Annotated in this window: 12 protein-coding genes and 3 pseudogenes; 7 read left to right on the top strand and 8 right to left on the bottom strand. The window is 43.1% G+C overall.

All coding sequences use genetic code 11. The annotated features are described in order from the left end of the window. Positions 1–40: 40 nt before the first annotated feature. The 3 genes and pseudogenes from ACM0OX_RS31405 to ACM0OX_RS31395 all read right to left on the bottom strand — a co-directional run. Positions 41–756: pseudogene (locus ACM0OX_RS31405) on the bottom strand (reverse transcriptase N-terminal domain-containing protein); the annotation flags it as partial. Positions 757–764: 8 nt separating this feature from the next. After that, positions 765–1,085, bottom strand: a pseudogene (locus ACM0OX_RS31400) (reverse transcriptase N-terminal domain-containing protein); the annotation flags it as partial. A 751-nt stretch (positions 1,086–1,836) separates the two neighbouring features. Further along, complete coding sequence (locus ACM0OX_RS31395) at positions 1,837–2,829, bottom strand: metal ABC transporter solute-binding protein, Zn/Mn family (RefSeq protein WP_414518891.1); 993 nt, start codon at positions 2,827–2,829, stop codon at positions 1,837–1,839. Between the two features lie 750 nt (positions 2,830–3,579). Between ACM0OX_RS31395 and ACM0OX_RS31390 the strand changes: the two genes are divergently transcribed. Beyond that, positions 3,580–3,915: a hypothetical protein gene (locus tag ACM0OX_RS31390; protein ID WP_414518890.1), complete on the top strand. Its 336-nt coding sequence runs from the start codon at positions 3,580–3,582 to the stop codon at positions 3,913–3,915. Between the two features lie 12 nt (positions 3,916–3,927). Here ACM0OX_RS31390 and ACM0OX_RS31385 read toward each other — a convergent pair whose 3' ends face one another. From ACM0OX_RS31385 to ACM0OX_RS31370, 4 genes are all read right to left on the bottom strand, one after another. After that, positions 3,928–4,101, bottom strand: a complete 174-nt coding sequence (locus ACM0OX_RS31385) for a hypothetical protein (protein ID WP_414518889.1) — start codon at positions 4,099–4,101, stop codon at positions 3,928–3,930. A 104-nt stretch (positions 4,102–4,205) separates the two neighbouring features. After that, positions 4,206–5,288: a photosystem II q(b) protein gene (gene psbA, locus ACM0OX_RS31380; protein ID WP_414518888.1), complete on the bottom strand. Its 1,083-nt coding sequence runs from the start codon at positions 5,286–5,288 to the stop codon at positions 4,206–4,208. 353 nt (positions 5,289–5,641) lie between these two features. Then, the gene (locus ACM0OX_RS31375) at positions 5,642–7,141 is read right to left on the bottom strand and encodes an MBOAT family O-acyltransferase (protein ID WP_414518887.1); all 1,500 of its coding nucleotides are present in this window, start codon (positions 7,139–7,141) and stop codon (positions 5,642–5,644) included. 54 nt (positions 7,142–7,195) lie between these two features. Beyond that, positions 7,196–10,210: a DUF1574 family protein gene (locus tag ACM0OX_RS31370; RefSeq protein WP_414518886.1), complete on the bottom strand. Its 3,015-nt coding sequence runs from the start codon at positions 10,208–10,210 to the stop codon at positions 7,196–7,198. Between the two features lie 444 nt (positions 10,211–10,654). Between ACM0OX_RS31370 and ACM0OX_RS31365 the strand changes: the two genes are divergently transcribed. From ACM0OX_RS31365 to ACM0OX_RS31340, 6 genes and pseudogenes are all read left to right on the top strand, one after another. Then, positions 10,655–10,909: a hypothetical protein gene (locus ACM0OX_RS31365; protein WP_414518885.1), complete on the top strand. Its 255-nt coding sequence runs from the start codon at positions 10,655–10,657 to the stop codon at positions 10,907–10,909. 84 nt (positions 10,910–10,993) lie between these two features. Next, positions 10,994–14,092: a phosphoenolpyruvate carboxylase gene (locus ACM0OX_RS31360; RefSeq protein ID WP_414518884.1), complete on the top strand. Its 3,099-nt coding sequence runs from the start codon at positions 10,994–10,996 to the stop codon at positions 14,090–14,092. Between the two features lie 251 nt (positions 14,093–14,343). Beyond that, positions 14,344–14,598: a hypothetical protein gene (locus ACM0OX_RS31355; RefSeq protein WP_414518883.1), complete on the top strand. Its 255-nt coding sequence runs from the start codon at positions 14,344–14,346 to the stop codon at positions 14,596–14,598. A 142-nt stretch (positions 14,599–14,740) separates the two neighbouring features. Further along, positions 14,741–15,046, top strand: coding sequence for a DUF4090 family protein (locus ACM0OX_RS31350; RefSeq protein ID WP_094332552.1), 306 nt, complete (start codon positions 14,741–14,743; stop codon positions 15,044–15,046). 308 nt (positions 15,047–15,354) lie between these two features. Next, positions 15,355–16,193: pseudogene (locus tag ACM0OX_RS31345) on the top strand (aldo/keto reductase); the annotation flags it as partial. Between the two features lie 561 nt (positions 16,194–16,754). Further along, positions 16,755–17,087, top strand: a complete 333-nt coding sequence (locus ACM0OX_RS31340; protein ID WP_414518882.1) for a XisI protein — start codon at positions 16,755–16,757, stop codon at positions 17,085–17,087. 15 nt (positions 17,088–17,102) lie between these two features. On the opposite strand, the gene nadC is transcribed toward ACM0OX_RS31340, so the two are convergent. Further along, entirely contained in the window at positions 17,103–17,969 is an 867-nt protein-coding gene (gene nadC, locus ACM0OX_RS31335; protein WP_414518881.1) for a carboxylating nicotinate-nucleotide diphosphorylase, read from the bottom strand. Between the last annotated feature and the right edge of the window lie 239 nt (positions 17,970–18,208).

Raw genomic sequence — 18,208 nt, 5'->3', positions numbered from 1 at the left:
TGTCCCAAAGTCTGAATCAGAAAGTTTGCAAGATTGTAGGAGGGGTAACCACTCCACCTTGGGGCGTTCCCTGTTCTGGAAATTCTGGATTTATCCCTGCTTTTAAGCATCTAAAGATACCAAGTTTGATACCTTTTGGGGCTATCAAATTTTCCATGATGGTTGAGTGGTTTATCCTGTCGAAGCACTTTTCAATATCAAGCTCAATTACTCGCTTGGATATTCCTTTTGCTTTGGAACTTAAGTTAGAAAACAGGAATTGTTGGGCATCATGTGCCGCACGTCCAGTCCTAAAACCGTAGCTCCGAGCGTGGAAGGTTGCTTCGTGTGCTGGTTCTAAAGCGTATTTGGCGAGGCATTGCCAACACCTATCCGCGATAGTTGGAATTTTAAGCATCCTGGTAGTCCCGTCCTTTTTAGGAATTGGGATTTCCCGTAGTTCTTGATGATGCCAGTTTCCACTTGATTCTTTTAGAATAATTTCTAACTCGAAACGTCCATTAAAATCTAGGGATTTAACACCATCAATACCTGCCGTTTTCTTCCCAGCATTTAGCTGAGATATTTGACGAATTGCCAAAAATCTGCCCGATTTGGATTTCAGAATAAGTTTTTGCAAAAACCGAGCTTTCCGCTTGTTTCCTGCTTGAACTGCTTTGAACACTCGTCGTTGTAGGCGAAATAAATCCCTGCGAAATTTCTTGTCCACGATAGATTCTTCCAAGATTCACTAGCGTTGCCACTGTGCCTAATCATGCTCTACTGCGTAGCTTCTGGTGATACCAGTTGCTAGCATGGCGTTTGAGTTCTTCACTCAGTTCAAGCCTTTCCTTAAATGAGAGTGAGGCTTTGCCATCGATTCCTGCGGTCTTTTTCCCAGCGTTTAGCTGTGTTACTTGACGAACTGCCAGTAATCTTGCTGCGGTGGATTTCAGAATCAGCTTTTGGAGAGACCGAGCTTTCCGATAGTCTCCGCCTTGAACAGCTTTGTACATTCTTCTTTGCAGGCGGAAAAGGTTACGTCGGAATTTCTTCCAGGGTAACGTTCTCCATGATTCACTAGCGTTATTGCTGTGTCCAATGATGCTCTACTCCAATTCATGTACTCTGAGCACCTCAGACCAGTTACGGTCTGTCCTACCCGAACTGAGGGAGTTCCGCCTCTCGTCTAGCCTACTTGGGGGTTCGACCTTCCCCTAGACCTTTAGTTCGTTTTTATTCGTTCCCTCAACTGATTGATTGCTTCGTTAGGTGTAGCCCATTTAACCGTCAGAAACCCTTGGTTCTTGCTGCTATCATCCTCCAAAATGCAGCGGGTTTTAGCTCTGATGAAGTCGGGGGTTTTGTGTTATGCCCCGCTTGAGTGTGGGTTACTTTTCTAGGCTCTGTTTCACCGTGGAAGCTCCCTGTTAACGCCAGTGTCAACCCATAACGGTTGTCTGATTGCGTCCTGTTCCCAGCTTCACTCTGTAAGAATCGAGCTTACTCGGTGTGGGCAGATAAGGAGTCACGCCTGAACCTGGCGGGTAGGGCTTTCACCTACATCTGATTGAGAGTTCAACTCTTGCGAGTTGGTAAGGTTATTTACGGACTGGATACCGTGATTCACTTACAACGAATCGCACAATGATTCACTCTAACGATTTTAAATTTTGGATAACAAAATCTATCAATGTAGGTTGTGTTGAACGGCAGTGAAACCCAACATAAACAATTATTAAATGTTGGGTTACCCTTCCCTTCGGGACGCTACGCGAATGGGAAGCAAGCTACGTTCATCAACCCAACTTACTACTAATAAACTGAGTTTTTAGGATTACTGAATTGATGTTCTAGCTACCTAGCAGCTTTCGTTTCAAACATCAAATACGTCCCTCCTAGTCCTTCTACAATTGTGCGTGTATTGGCAATCATCATTTTCTGATAAGTGTCCGCGTCGCTTCCTGATTCACCAAGTCCCTCAGTATATAGCTTTCTGTAAGAAATGTTTACTTCAGCTTCCCTGGCTACAGATTGAATCAAATTAGGATTGATTTCCACCTCAGCAAAAATCGTTGATACTTTAGATCGTTTAATGTTGGTAGCCAAATTGCTGACTCGTTCTGCCGTCAGTTTTTCGTTAGTGTTAATACTTTGCAATCCTCCTGTCAATGCAATACGGTATGCTTTGGTGTAATAACTCAGTGCATCAGAAGTTGTAACTAACTTACGTTCTTTGGTAGGAATACTGGCAATTCTTGACTTAATCCAGCTATCTAGCTGAGTGAGTTCATTGGTAATTTTTTTAGTATTACTGCTATAAGCCTCTGCATCACTAGATTGTAATTTTCTCAGATTACTATTAATTACCTCCACCATTCTGATAGCATTTTTGGTATTGTGCCAAACATGAGGATCGGCTATATTTTTACCACCTGCCTGAAATTTTTGTGGCTTAGGCACTGCCAGTTGAGCGACAGCTATTTTTGGTGTAGGGTTTTTAGTCGCTTTAATTAACTTGATCAGATTTGGTTCAAAATTGTAGCCATTATAAAGAATAAGGTTAGCTTGCTCAATGGCTTTACGATCTTCCGGTTTTGGTTTATAAAATTGGGGGTCGGCGGTAGGAGAAATTAAGCAGGTGAGATTAACTGTATTTCCAGCAACCTGCCTGGTTAAGTCACACAGTACGCTTGTAGTCGCTACAACTTGGGGAAGATTCTCATTTATCTGGGTGTTAGTCTGAGTGAATGTAGTGCTTACAGCTTGATTTCTACATCCAACAAATCCAATTGTCAAGGCAGCAAGAATAACTGGGAAGAAATTATTCAATGGTGATTTTTTTGACATCCTCAACTCCTACTGGATGTATAAAAAAAGATAATCATTATTGGTAAAGTATTAGTAAAATACCAGAGGAAAGTCTTCAGCAGGGAAGAGGTTAATGGCTGAGGGGGAAGCCTTCGGCAAAGAAAGGGGTAAAGGTTAAGGGAAGAGGAATTAAGAGACTTTTTCCTCTATCACTTATCTGTTTCCCAAGTCCACACCCAGCAATTTTTGGTTAGTGAACCACTGGTGAGGTTTTTACAGGCAAAATATTAGTTAACTGCACACGACAGACTGGAAAACTAGTAGAGGTAGAAGCACAACAATAAAGGCAATGCTGGGGAGTCTCCAAGGAGTGTAGTGTAGTTCTCTCACCATGTGTTGAAGGGTCTATACCATTGTGCTTACATCCCACAAAGCTAGGTTAAAAAGTGGGAGGTAGTAATGATGGGGCTTATGGAGCATACGGGTTGATTTCGCAAACCGAGTCGTGAATCTAAGGCAATTGTAGCTGTGGTTTTGCGAGGTGTGAACATATCATTGTTACAAAATTGGCAAATTGGCGATTTTTTAGCCATCAGTCTTTGTTACACTAATTTTCACCTAGTAAAGTCTTTCAATATCGCTTAGAGCATCATCTAACTACTTTTTATTGCCAGAATCCAGATGTACTTTGTGCCATAAATTTTATCCTTGAATTTCTTCATCATTAAATAAGAGCCAAATCAAGTATATAGAACAATTCCTCAAAGCTAATATTGGTCAAGATAAACAATGGTAATTTTAGTTGTCATAATTAACACCCTGATTTCACTGGTACTACTCTATGTGGCTTGGCGGGTGTGGCAACTTAAGCAGCAGCTAGCATATATAGCAGATAGATTAACCGCCTATGAAATTTGTACCAATGCAGCACTGAATAAAGCACCCGAAAATATTTATCTCAGCCAACAGAATATTTATAACTTACGGCAAAGAAATCAAGTGCTACAAATACAAATTCAACAAGTGCGGCAAATTATCAGTCTACTTTTGCTAGGGCGGCAAATCTGGCAGCGTTATTTTCCGAAGCTAGAGTTAATATCTGGGAAAAGAAAAGTTGCAAAATGAGTTATGTCAGGTTCACATAACATCACTATCCACATCTGGATTCACAAAATATTCAAAATATTTATTATTAGTGGGATAGGTTCCTGTATAACGACGCTCAAATTCGTGGCGGGTTGAGCGATCGCCACTTTCTAAGGGAGGGATAAAAGCGCTATTATTTAAGCCATGTTCCACAGAAGTCGTCATTACCTATTACCTGATTCCTCATCACAGGAGTTGTAGCTTGAATCTAACAAAAAAAGCGCCCCCCATTTCTGGAGGGCGCTTTTTATTTAGCTAATACTTAAGTGTTAGCCGTTGATAGCAGGAGCAGTCATTGCTACAGGAGCAACTTCACCAGCAGCTAAGTCTAAGGGGAAGTTGTGAGCGTTACGCTCGTGCATTACTTCCATACCCAAGTTAGCGCGGTTGATTACATCTGCCCAGGTGCTGATGACGCGACCTTGGGAGTCAATGATTGATTGGTTGAAGTTGAAACCGTTCAGGTTGAATGCCATCGTGCTGATACCCAAAGCGGTGAACCAGATACCGACGACAGGCCAAGCTGCTAAGAAGAAGTGCAGTGAACGGCTGTTGTTGAAGGAAGCGTATTGGAAGATCAAACGACCGAAGTAGCCGTGGGCTGCAACGATGTTGTAGGTTTCTTCTTCTTGACCGAACTTATAACCGTAGTTAAGAGATTCGGTTTCGGTGGTTTCACGCACCAAGGAAGAAGTTACTAGAGAACCGTGCATTGCTGAGAACAAACTTCCGCCGAATACACCAGCCACACCTAACATGTGGAATGGGTGCATCAAGATGTTGTGTTCTGCTTGGAACACAATCATGAAGTTGAATGTTCCAGAGATACCCAAAGGCATACCATCAGAGAATGAACCTTGACCGATTGGGTAGATCAAGAATACTGCGGTAGCGGAAGCCAAAGGTGCGCTGTAAGCTACGCAGATCCAAGGACGCATACCTAAGCGGAAAGAAAGTTCCCACTGACGACCGAGGTATGCAGCGCAACCGATCAAGAAGTGGAAAACTACCAACTGGTAAGGACCACCGTTGTACAACCACTCATCTAAGGAAGCTGCTTCCCAGATTGGGTAGAAGTGCAAGCCGATAGCGTTTGAAGAAGGAACAACTGCACCAGAGATGATGTTGTTTCCGTAGATCAAAGAACCTGCAACTGGTTCGCGGATGCCGTCGATGTCCACGGGAGGAGCAGCGATGAAAGCAATCACGAAGCAAGTTGTAGCAGCTAGTAGGGTTGGGATCATGAGAACACCAAACCAACCGATGTAAATACGGTTGTCGGTGCTTGTGATCCACTCGCAAAAGCGATCCCATACGTTAGCGCCGGAGCGCCGTTGTAAGGTTGTGGTCATTGTTTTATAAGTGCTATGGGTTGTTAAATATGGAACAAGCATTATTTGTTTTTGCTTGTTGAAGTACAGTCTACATGAATTTACTTTGACGCGATCTGTGACTTAATATTCTGTAATAAAATACTTTAAAAAAGCTCATCGAACTGTAAAGTTTTTCTACTATAAACAATAGTTATGAAAGTAATGGGTTGAGGCTTTTTAAGCCATTTCAAATCCAATCTAGCTATCACTTTCAATGAAGCGATCGCCTATTTATCTACCTTTACACTTCTTTACAATTTACCATTTAGAAACATTTTAAGTCTTGCTGATTTGTAACGAGATAATAAGTTCTATATTGTCTAATAGTCCAGTTAAAAATCAAAGTAGATGTAGGGCAAACTGCCTTCAGGAGCTAATAACCAAACAGCATAGAAACATAGAGGAACGAATACAAGTTTAAGGGGCCAGTTAAACTCTAACTTCAGGATTCGGTTAAAAGCATAGACTACAGCCATAAGGACAGCTAAAGCTATAAGTACCCAAGAGAGTTGGGATTGGCTCATATTTAAGGCTTCCACATAAACCTTTTCAGCAAACTGGGCGTCAGCTGGATAACCCCAAAGATGCCGAATTACCAAAGAAGAGTCTTGCAGATTAGGTAGACGGAACCAAATCCAAGAGGTAAAAACCATCAGTTGAGTTAAGAACCAAGCGACAAAGATACCTAGAGGATTTTGCCAGAATTGTTCTAAAGTTTCAAAGCGATCGCTTATAGAATCTGTAAGTCGATGAACCACTAAAGCTAATCCGTGGAGTATACCCCAAACGACATAACCCAAAGCGGCACCGTGCCAGATACCAGCGATTAGCATCACAAGAAATAAATTCCAGCAGGTACGGACTAAACCTCGACGGGAACCACCCAAAGGAAAGTAGACATAGTTACGTAGCCAATCTCCGAGAGTCATGTGCCAGCGCCGCCAAAATTCGGAAATATTGGTGCTGAAATAAGGAAAGTCGAAATTTTCAGGTAGAACCAAGCCGAAAAGCATAGCACTACCACGGGCAATGTCTACGTAACCGTTGAAATCTAGATATAACTGCAAGCCGTATGCGAATGTAGCTAACCACAAATCGGTACTACCGGCCCGTTGCAAATTACCGAAACATAAATCTACAAAAATTCCCAAGTGGTCTGCAAAAATACCTTTTTTGACTGCGCCTCTAGCAATCAACCACAGCGCTTCAGCAACTCTATTAGTACTAGGTAATTCTAGTGTATTAAATTGATTTGCTAAGTTGTGATAGCGCGTAATCGGCCCTGAAATCAGTTTGGCGAAGAATAATTTGTATGTAGCAAATTTAAGAAAATTATCAGTAGCAGGGGCACCGCGATAGACATCTATTAAATAAGCAATACATTCAAAGGTGAAAAATGAAATTCCCAAAGGTGCAATTAACTTAAAAGAGCTATCTGATGAGTTTGTTTGGACATGAAAAACAAACTTGAATAAAGGGGTAAAATACTTAAAAGCTAATAGCAGTAAAACATTTAAAATTATACCCACCCACAAAACTTTTAGACGGCGACGATTCCAATCAACTTGAGCAAATTGCCACTCTTCATTAGAAATTTGCCAGTCAAGAGAATGTTTTCCTGGTGATGTGTTGTTACCAATTTCCAGCCCTATACGGAAATTAACAAATGTCAATGCTAATAGTAATGGTATGTATTGGATGTGCAAAGATGAATAGAAAACCAAACTAGCAATTAGCAGCGTCCACAAGCGCAATTTATGTTGTGCTAAAGACCAGTAAATTCCTAATACACTCAATAGGAACAGCCCATAAAAAATCGATATAAAGTTCATTTTTTAGTCATTTGTCATTTGTCATTTGTCTCCCCATTCCGCACTCCCTACTTCCTACTTCACTGGCCAAGGAATCATCGGATCGTTAGCTAGCTTTTTCGAGACTTCGTATGCACCAAACCGATTGAGGTGGCTAGGATCGGAAAAGAAATCATTTACTTTTGGCCACTGTTGACTCAAATCACGATAAATAAAGTTGGGATTAGTAGCCAAACGCAACATATATTGCTGAAATTGTTGCTCATATTGTTTACGCACTGGATCTAAATAATCTGCCGTCAGAGGCATATTGACAAACACTAAGGAGATTTTCTGAGACTGGGTAAACTGAAGCACTTCTTGAAAAGCAGTATCTTGCTGTCCTTCTACTTGGAAGGATTTATAGTCGTTGTCATAATTTCCGGGAACTCTAGAATGTTTTTGATAGTATCTCGCGGGATTAAAGCGAATGGACAAGGGAAGAAAGCCATCAAAGTCAACGGCTTGCTGGGAAATGCTTTCGTCCGAAGTACCGTCTGTCAACTGTTTTTGTGATGCAACTGTCTGATTATTACCAAATAAGAGCAGTTGTTTTTGCAGTAAACTTTTAATTTGATCGCGGTTTTGATAGCTAGTAGAAACAGAGGCTAGAGCCTGATTTAATGACTGATTGACGGCTTCATAAGTACTAATTTCCTGTTTTTCTTCGTTTGTCTTTTGTTCTTCGGAATTTACTGTATTTTCTGGCAAATCATTGCTACTTGCAGTGGTTGCTGTTTTTTGGAATGCTTGTTTATAACCAACGGATGCAGCAAGCGATTTAAAAGTAATATCCTCGCGTCCACCGTTGAAAGCACGCGCACCATCTGCCCAGATAATTATTTTGGGTAGTTCTGATGGTTCCAGTACGTGACGAATCACAAAGTCTACAACTTGTGCCGTAGCACCGTTAATCCCGAAGTTAAACACGTCAAGATTTGGATAACCTTGAGTTGCTAAAGCTTTAGAAAGTGCTGCGGGATCTACTCCTCTGAGGGCGCGGGACGAGCCAATAATCAACACATCTGGCGGACTGCCAGTTCTAGCTAAACGCTGTTTATACAGTGCTAGTTGCTCGTCTAACTGCCTGACATTAAAACTTGGCATCTGCGATCGCGCTGCTAAAAGAATAGCTGTTGCGGTTGCTTTTTCCTTCAGTGGTGCGGCTGCCAAATTATTTTTTGGGGTATCATCACTCTGGGTAAATTCCGAAGCATTAAATACAGAACTCTGATTTGGAGGAGATTTTGTCTTGGAAGTGCTGCTAAAAAATGTTGTTTTCTCAGTCTGATTTTTCCCAGATGTCAAAGATGCCTTTTGCTCGGAAGATGGAGATGGGAGGGTGGCACTAGCTACTTTTGGTGTGGGCGTATTACGTGCAATAATTCGACCCAATACCCAATCAGTTTGGAGGGTGAGCAATAATCCCAGTGTTCCCCAAACCAAAGCAATTTTAATTCCTTGAAGATCGTGGTTACGTTCTGCTGACTCGTTGCTTTCGGTAAATAGCTGGCTTTTCAACAGGAATTTTCTCGCAGTTGAACTCGCCGTTGCTATCCAATCTCGCGCTACTTCTGTTACAAAATTTTGAACTTCTTCTGTCGTTAAGTCTGGGCGCAAAATTGGCTCACTAGTCTCAGGTGTTACTAAATCGTTAATGTATATAGAAGTAGCAGCAAATTCTGGGGTTGCTTCTGGTACTAAACGTTGGCGATGTTCAAGATCGACGCCATAATGCCAAAAAGGTTCTTTATTCCCAGCCCGGCGACCGTAGATACGTACTCCTATAATACCGGAAATTTTTAACTGACGGATAAACTGCGTAATTTTACTTGCTACTTGTTGCCGCTGTGGACAAACAGGTGCATCACACATAATGTGCAATAAACCATTTTTGTTCAGTAAAAGTACGCGAATTCCACCTGTTAATAGTCGCCAATCCAAATCAGGATTGAGTAAGCGCTCTAGTAAAAATACGATCGCTGGTTCATCACCAGTATTTGCCAAATCAAGTGGTGATATGGCAAAGGCGGGATGGTTTGCTGCGGGTAAAGCCAGCCAATCAATCCAAGTGGGTTCCTTGTCGCCTGCTTTTTGCCCGTATATGGTGGCGGCGAGAATGCCTTGAGGAGCGATCGCTTCTAGCTGCGGTAAAATAGCCTCTAAGCACACTAGCTTGTCGGGGATCGGAGCAGTTCCTAAAGGATCGAAAGCTGGGATACAAAAAATATGTAGCGTTGATTCTTTCAGAGAAACTTGGACGCCAACTTTTAATCCTGATAATACTTCAGCTAATAATCGAGCGATCGCTTGGACATCCCCCCAACGCGCCCACTCCTTCAGCATCACCTCTGGTGGCGTCAAATCCACCCGCAGCAGCCAATCAGGGGCAGTTTCGCCGCTCACCTGAGAAACAATTACAGCATCTTGGTAGCCGGAAAGTTTGAGATAACGCAACTTTTGTGCTATTGGTTCGGCAAGCAAAGATGCATCAGGGCTATAACTTGACTGGCAAAATATCCACAGGCGATTTTCTTCTGGCTGAGAATTCTTGGGCTTATATAGCTTAATCTTTACCTGTACTGATACACCTAACGTACTCAGAGTTTCGCTCAGATATCGAGCGATCGCTTCTGGATTGCCTTGGCGTGCCAAACTTTCGTTAGAGACAATTAGCGCCCCACCCGGTTGTTTTGATTTTTCCGAGTCTGCTAGCAGCGCTTGCTGCACCTGATCGAGATGCTTATCTATTTGATTTAAGTGAACTCGATGGCACCATGAGGGGCGCTGTTCCCCTTTTCTGCGACCATAGACAAATACTTGATATATTGAAGTTTGTTCGCTGCTTGTGAGGATATCTAAGTTTGTTTGCTGTAGTGCTTGCAGCAAATCAGACAAAGTACGCCAACGCTGCGGACATTCTGTACCTTCACAAAGAATATGAAGGTCATTTCCCCGCAACCGGACTTTCACTCCGAAAGTGTTGATCCCTGTTGCTTGGCTCACCCATTGCACTAAGGATTGCTGGCGATCTGGTAATACTGTTTTCATGCTCAGTTAACTTTACAGGAAGCGATGGTTGGGGGATAGTGCCTGCACTTGTAAACTAGAACCATAGGTCTATCACACTCTGACGTTTTTTTTTAACAATTTTGTTACCTTCGTAGCTCACAAAATCGGACAAGATAGTCTTGTATAGGTTGCAAGTCTGACTAATGTTGAGTTTTGCGTTTATTTTACTAATAGGGAGTCAGAAATCAGAAGTTAGGAGTTAGGAGCCAGGAGTCAGAATAATTCTATATGACTGGTTGATAACTTTTCCTTGAAAGCCGGATTTGCGTCCCACTGCTCTAATGCCCCTGACGGGCGAAACAAACAATAAGCTTATCTCATTAAACTCCCTTCCTTTATCGTTGGAGTCATCTTAACTCCTAACTCCTGACTCATAACTCCTAACTCCTTCTTACTCATGTTTCCCATAACCAAAAATTAGCAATGCCTCCTACCAACCAACAGTCTTCAGCTAAACCCGCATCCAATCTGGATTTATTTCCCATTCCTCAATCGTTCCTTTTACAAATAGGTACAGCGTCTATATTACTGCTGCTGATTACTGGAAAAACTACAGTAAGAGCACTAGAAGCCATAGGAGAAGCTAGTGAAGAATTATTTCGAGGCGATCGCCTACCCAATCTAGACTTCCCAGATGAACACCAAATCAATCAAGATGAGAAGATATACACCAAATAATTATTTGCTCAGGAACAACCCGGTGAGCATTAAGTGCAAAACCTAGAACCGTAAACAGTAATTAGCTTTACAAGAATAGAGAATATGGGTTCCCTTTTATACTCTTCGTCTCAAACTGCTGATATATACCCGGTGTCGGAATTATTTTTGCGCCATCGTCTCCAGGTAGTGGAAGAATTGTGGGAGTCAGTTCTCCGGCAAGAATGCGGTCAAAATATGGTGGACTTGTTGCGTCAGTTGCGCGATTTATGTTCGCCAGAAGGACAAGCAACAAATGACCAAGCATCTTCAGCCGTCAAATTAATTGAACAACTAAATATCAACGAAGCAATTCGCGCGGCTCGTGCTTTCGCTCTGTATTTTCAGCTGATTAACATCATAGAGCAGGAATACGAACAACGGCAGCAATTGAGCCGTTATGAAGCAGAAACAGAGGAAATAGAGCCGGAAACAGCGTCTAATGTTAACTATTCGTCTAATCAAAGAGAAGATGACGCGCCTGTTAGCAAGGGAATAGCAGCAGCCTTTCTCAAAAAGAATTATCTCCAAAAGGCGCAAGTCAAACCAAAAGGTACTTTTGCTGCCTTGTTTCCCTATTTATTCAAACTGAATGTACCACCCCAGCAAATTCAACGTCTAATTGCACATCTGGATGTACGGTTAGTTTTTACAGCGCATCCGACGGAAATTGTTCGTCATACCATCCGCGATAAGCAGCGACAGGTGGTACAACTTTTGCAAAAACTGGATACCTTGGAAAATCACTCTGGAACTACGCCAGGAGCATATCCTTGGGAAGCAATAGATGTCCGCGAACAATTGCTCGAAGAGATTCGCCTGTGGTGGCGTACAGACGAACTTCACCAGTTCAAACCCACAGTGTTAGATGAAGTAGATTATGCCCTGCACTACTTCCAAGAAGTTTTATTTGATGGCATTCCCCAACTGTATAAACGTTTCAAACACACTCTATCCAATACCTTTCCTTGGCTTGAACCACCGAGTAAAAACTTTTGCTCTTTTGGCTCCTGGGTAGGCTCAGACAGAGACGGGAACCCATCAGTGACACCCGAAATCACCTGGAAAACAGCTTGCTATCAGCGCAAAATGGTGATTGGGAGATATATTCAGTCAGTGAAAAATCTGATTGAATTGTTGAGTGTGTCGATGCACTGGAGTGATGTTTTACCAGACTTACTGGAATCTCTAGAAGCGGATCAGTCCCAGTTGAGTGAAGTTTACGACGCACTGGCGTTACGTTATCGACAAGAACCCTATCGGCTCAAACTGGCTTACGTACTGAAACGGCTGGAAAATACTCGCGATCGCAATCTAGCTTTGTACAATCGGGAAACGCCAACAAATCAAGATAGCCCCTTGTATCGTTCGGGTGCTGATTTTTTAGCAGAACTGCGAATGATTCAACGCAACTTGACAGAAACGGGTTTAAGTTGTCGAGAATTAGAAAATCTCATCTGTCAGGTAGAAATTTTTGGCTTTAACTTGACACAGTTAGATATCCGCCAAGAATCATCTCGCCACGCCGATGCGCTAAATGAGATCCTGGAATACCTGCAAATATTACCTCAACCTTACAACGAACTATCCGAGGAGGAAAGAGTTGCTTGGCTCACAGGCGAACTGCAAACCCGCAGGCCATTAATTCCGGCAGAATTGCCATTTTCGGAAAAAACCAACGATGTAATTGAAACCTTTCGCGTCGTGCGATCGCTGCAACAAGAATTTGGTCTCAATATCTGCCAAACTTACATTATCAGTATGTGCCGCGACGTGAGCGACGTACTAGAAGTACTACTGTTAGCCAAAGAAGCCAGACTTTTTGACCCCGCCATTGCCGTCGGAACTATTCAAGTAGTCCCCCTATTTGAGACAGTAGAAGATTTACAACGCTCCAGAAGCGTTATGCGGAAACTGTTTGAACTCCCCTTATATCGTGCTTTATTAGCCGGCGGCTACGAACAGACAAAAGCAGAAGGTGCAGATGAAAATTCATCCCCCCCTGCCTCCCCTGCTCCCCTGCTCCCCTGCTCCCCTGCTTCCTCCCCGCTTCCCACAAACTTGCAAGAAGTAATGCTGGGGTATTCTGACAGCAACAAAGACTCTGGTTTTTTAAGCAGCAATTGGGAAATTCATAAAGCTCAAAAATCACTGCAACAAATAGCAGAAAACTACGATCTGAATTTGCGAATTTTCCACGGACGCGGCGGTTCTGTGGGACGGGGTGGCGGCCCCGCTTACGAAGCGATTTTGGCTCAACCAGGGCATAGTATTAATGGGCGAATCAAGATTACCGAACAAGGAGAAGTTTTAGCTTCTAAATATTCCTTAGTGGACTTGGCTTTGTACCACATGGAAACCATCACCACTGCTGTGATTCAAGCTAGTCTACTGCGAACAGGGTTTGATGATATTGAACCCTGGAATGAGATTATGGAAGAATTAGCAGCGCGATCGCGTCAACATTATCGTGCTTTAATCTACGAACAGCCTGATTTTGTTGATTTCTTCCACGAAGTAACTCCTATTGAAGAAATTAGCCAACTGCAAATTAGTTCTCGTCCCGCACGCCGTCCATCTGGTAAGAAAGATTTAAGCAGTTTGCGAGCTATTCCTTGGGTATTTAGCTGGACACAAACCCGCTTTTTACTTCCTTCGTGGTATGGCGTTGGCACAGCATTACAAGAATTCCTGAACGCAGAACCAGAAGAACACTTGAAATTACTGCGCTACTTTTACGTTAAGTGGCCCTTTTTCAAGATGGTGATTTCTAAGGCCGAGATGACTTTGGCAAAAGTAGATATGCAAATGGCACACCACTACGTCCAAGAACTCTCAAAACCAGAAGATCAACTTCGTTTTGCCAAGGTTTTTGACCAAATTGCTAGCGAGTTCTATCTGACAAGGGATTTGGTGTTAAAAATCACCGATCATAATCGACTCTTAGATGGCGATCCGGTATTGCAACGATCTGTGCAGTTACGTAATGGGACAATTGTCCCCTTGGGATTTATCCAGGTTTCACTACTCAAGCGTCTACGGCAGTCCCAAAATACTGCTGCTACTTCTGGAGTCATTCATTCTCGTTACAGCAAAGGCGAGTTACTGCGAGGAGCATTGTTAACTATTAATGGTATTGCAGCCGGGATGAGAAATACAGGTTGATTGGGAATGTGGAAGAAGCGGAGGAACAGGGGAGACAAGAGGAAAAGATGACTTAAGTAAAAACTTGCAACAAGTTTCTGCCCCTGTCCTCTTATCTCATATCTTGCACCTAGCCCTAGCGATTAGAAATCGCGGCTATACAAACGAAGTCCGCCTACGCGGACTAACGCCAAATCAAGTCTTTTCAACCTGCGTGCAAGAAGATATAAGTTGTCCTTTTCTCATTCCCAATGACAAATGACAAATGACAAATGACAAAAAACAGAATTTTAATTTGCACTTTCTTGGCACTGTCATCAGGTTTTTTTGGCGCTTACACCAGTGGGCAAATCACCATAATGCTGCATAGTCAAAAGTGCCAAAACCAACCTTGGGGTTTAAAGGAGATGTGCAACGCTTGGATGACGCCAGGGGCAATATGGCAAGGTAGCACAGCAGGACTTTGGACAGGAACTATCTTAGGGGCGTTTGTTGGTGGTGTAGTGACGCGACAAGCTCGTGATTAGTCTAACTTCAGGAGTGCTGAGTACTGAGTTACCCATAGTTAAAATGTTGAGTACGATACTGTTTCGGTGAGTTTGAAGGTTGGCAGCTTTGGTGTCAGCAAGGCTGGTAAAATCTACCCATAGCGAAGAAGAGAAAATCACCATGCCTACCGAAACTAACCCAGGGAATCAAACTACTACAGGAGCTGATGCGATTGATGAAGCGATCGCACAGGGAATTGATTTTGATGGTTCTCCCATTCCACCTGCCAAGCTAGAACTTTATGGTAAAGTTATGGCGCTAGAAGGCAACAGACAGCGCAGTGGTGTATCTAATACGATGCGATCGCGTATTGTGCGCATTGGTGCAAAACACATTCCCCAAGCAGAACTCGACCAATTACTTGTAGATGCCGATTTCGCGCCCCTAAAAGAGAAAGAAATTGCCTTTTTTTATAGTGGTAAATAAATAAAGTTAGGAGTTAGGAGTTCGTTGAGATAAGCTACTTTAGTTATATCTGGCGGCAAACTCTGACACTCCTTCGCACAGTGTAATGCTGCTAATTCCCTACTGGCACACATCTGGGCTTAACACATCTTTACCTCACACATCTTAAATTGCCATCGGTATTTTGGCTTCTTGATTCTTCTCCTAATCTCGTCGAAAAGTGTATCTTCAGCAAGATATTGTCAGCTTTGCCTTGTGTTTGAATTGGCAGATGGCTATATGTACTTGAGTAATAGCTGAAAGACTTGGAGAACAGATGTCAGGAACTAGAGCAACTGGCTATCCGCATTGTGAGAACAGCCATCGATCGCGGCATCACCTTTATGGATAACAGTTGGGATTACAACGGTGGAGTTAGCGAAATTCGTATGGGCAAAGCGCTGCGCGATCGCTACCGGGATAAGGTGTTTTTGATGACGAAAATCGATGGTCGCTCTAAGAAAGAAGCCGCAAAACAATTAGACGAATCACTTAAACGCCTGCAAGTTGATTGCATCGATCTTGTTCAGCATCACGAAATGATTCGATACGAAGACACCCATCGAATTTTCGATCCAGAAGGGGCAAATGCTGCTTTAATTGAGGCGCGAAAAGCTGGAAAACTCCGATACATCGGCTTCACTGGGCACAAAGATCCCCATATTCATCTACATACGCTGGAAGTTGCAGCGGCTCACGGGTTTAAATTTGATACAGTGCAGATGCCGCTGAATGTGATGGATGCCCACTACGAAGCTTTGCAAAGCTGGTTGTGCCAGAACTTGTGAAACAAAATATTGGCGTTTTGGGAATGAAAAGCTTGGCAAACGGTATTCTTTTACGGTCAAAAACTGTAATGCCAATTGAGTGTTTGCATTATGCTTTGAATCTGCCGACATCGGTTGTGATTACCGGAATTGACAGTATGGAAATTCTAGAGCAAGCCTTTGAAGCAGTGCGGACTTTCCAGCCAATGAATGACGAACAAGTGCGATCGCTCTTAGCAAAAACGGCAGAAGCGGCATCACGCGGTGAGTTTGAGCCGTTCAAAACCTCATCAATCTTTGACAGCACTGCCCAAAATCCAGATTGGCTAGGAGAAGAACCACAGCGTATCCAGCAATTGATGTCAGCGCGATCCTTTCTTCGTGTTGTCTGTGGAGGAACTTCACACATCGAATATGCTACCACTGATATCTTTCTGGTTTCATTCGCTCCCAAGCAAAATTCATTTTTACTCAAGCATTTCGCCAGTAACTTTTAAAACTATGTCCTCTGGCTTTGAGTGCGCAATGATGACCAATCCAGACTAGAATCACTGGTATATATAGAATCACTGGTATATAATAGACCTCTTGCAAAAGTCCCTAACACCCCACCCCCAACCCCTCCCGAAGAGCCTACGGTGTACACACAAGTCGAAAAAAGGTTGATTTTCCATTCTTCTCTCGTTTATCTCGAACACAAGCTCTACATGGGAATGCTCCTCGTGGAGGCAGAGCCTCCAATCTGGCATTGAGTCAGAGACTCAATGAATGCATTCCCAGCCGGAGACTAGGAACGAGAAAAGTCTTATCAAGCTAGGTTTTTAGGACTTGTGTGTACACCGTAGGCTCTTCGGGAGGGGAGACAAAGCGTAGCTTTGGCGGGGTGGGGTTCTTTCTTATTTTTGATTTATGCAAGAGGTCTAATGGCTACCGTCAACAAATACCGACAACACATCCAAAACCTGCTAACAGAACGTGCTAAACTCGTGTGGGAAGATCGCATCCAAGCCCAAACTATTTTCGATACGGAACGCGATCACTACCAACTAGTGTACGTTGGTTGGCGCGGCTCAAAGCGACTGTATGGCACTGTCCTTCACCTGGACATCATCGATGGCAAAATTTGGATTCAACAAGATGTTACTGAGGTTGGGATTGCAAACCAGTTAGTTGAACTCGCTGTCCCCAAAGAAGACATTGTTTTAGGGTTTGATCCTCCAAAAATGCGACATTACACCGACTTTGCAGTAGGATAATTCACCTCATAATCTTTAAAGTACAATCCTCATACTTAAATCCAACCACTTCGACTGAGTAATCGGCGCACTGCTCGAAATATAGTCAACACCCGTTTCCGCCACAGCGCGAATCGTTTCCAAAGTCACATTTCCCGAAGCTTCAATTTTCACCCGGTTATCCTGCTGGCGAATCAACAGCACCGCCTGACGCATCATATCCAAAGGCATATTGTCCAACATAATAATGTCCGCCTTATGCTTCAAAGCTTCTTTCACCTGCTCTAAACTTTCCGTCTCAACCTCTATAGTCAAAGGATAAGGAATCTGAGAACGAATACGGCTAACAGCTTCTCCAATTCCCCCAGCCGCCGCAATGTGGTTATCCTTAATCATCACCGCATCATCCAACCCCATACGGTGATTAATGGCCCCACCCAAAGCAGTCGCGTACTTTTCCAACAGTCTTAGCCCTGGCGTAGTTTTACGCGTATCCACCAACTGAGCAGGTAAATCAGCAATTTTCTCTACATATATATTAGTCAGCGTAGCAATTCCACTTAACCGCATAACCAGGTTGAGCGCGACTCGTTCCCCCATCAGCAGCGCATCCAGCGAACCATGAATTTCAGCTACCACCTGTCCCGGCTCACACTGTGCACCTTCAGCCACCACCGCCACAAAGCTGACTTTTTCATTCAAAATCTGAAACACCCCAGCTGCAACTGGTAAGCCAGTAATTATCCCTGAAGCTTTAGCGATCCATTTAGCAGAACCTAGCGTCACATCTTTAACTAGTAATGTATTTGTTGTGCGATCGCCCCTGCCAATATCCTCCAGCAACCAGCTACGCAACAGAGGATCTAAAACTAGCCTTGGCGGCAAAACAGCAGAATAGCTCACAAATTTGTTGCTTCCTAAGAGACTTCCAGGAATACTATAGCCCAAAACCCTTATTCTTCAAGGATTTGCTAGAGATGCAGAAGCAGTCCAAAGTTATTTTGGAAAAAATAGTTGACACAATGAAATAGGTTCGCTATATTGAATAAGTGCTTGAAGCGGAGCGCGAAAGAGCGACGCTTAAAGAACACCGAACCTTGAAAATATTATAGTTTGAAAGCGATTATACAGCAAGTGTATTG

This window comes from Nostoc sp. PCC 9305 (assembly GCF_963920915.1).
Lineage (GTDB): Bacteria > Cyanobacteriota > Cyanobacteriia > Cyanobacteriales > Nostocaceae > Nostoc.
Note: the sequence above shows the minus strand (reverse complement) of the source record. Positions and strands in the feature narration are given on the sequence as shown.

Excerpts from the sequence above, each read along its gene's own strand:
- psbA (WP_414518888.1), bottom strand. The coding sequence starts at position 5,288 with ATGACCACAACCTTACAACGGCGCTCCGGCGCTAACGTATGGGATCGC.
- ACM0OX_RS31340 (WP_414518882.1), top strand. The coding sequence starts at position 16,755 with ATGGCTACCGTCAACAAATACCGACAACACATCCAAAACCTGCTAACA.
- ACM0OX_RS31375 (WP_414518887.1), bottom strand. The coding sequence starts at position 7,141 with ATGAACTTTATATCGATTTTTTATGGGCTGTTCCTATTGAGTGTATTA.
- ACM0OX_RS31370 (WP_414518886.1), bottom strand. The coding sequence starts at position 10,210 with ATGAAAACAGTATTACCAGATCGCCAGCAATCCTTAGTGCAATGGGTG.
- ACM0OX_RS31385 (WP_414518889.1), bottom strand. The coding sequence starts at position 4,101 with ATGACGACTTCTGTGGAACATGGCTTAAATAATAGCGCTTTTATCCCT.
- ACM0OX_RS31355 (WP_414518883.1), top strand. The coding sequence starts at position 14,344 with ATGACAAAAAACAGAATTTTAATTTGCACTTTCTTGGCACTGTCATCA.
- ACM0OX_RS31360 (WP_414518884.1), top strand. The coding sequence starts at position 10,994 with ATGGGTTCCCTTTTATACTCTTCGTCTCAAACTGCTGATATATACCCG.
- ACM0OX_RS31395 (WP_414518891.1), bottom strand. The coding sequence starts at position 2,829 with ATGTCAAAAAAATCACCATTGAATAATTTCTTCCCAGTTATTCTTGCT.
- ACM0OX_RS31350 (WP_094332552.1), top strand. The coding sequence starts at position 14,741 with ATGCCTACCGAAACTAACCCAGGGAATCAAACTACTACAGGAGCTGAT.
- ACM0OX_RS31390 (WP_414518890.1), top strand. The coding sequence starts at position 3,580 with ATGGTAATTTTAGTTGTCATAATTAACACCCTGATTTCACTGGTACTA.
- ACM0OX_RS31365 (WP_414518885.1), top strand. The coding sequence starts at position 10,655 with ATGCCTCCTACCAACCAACAGTCTTCAGCTAAACCCGCATCCAATCTG.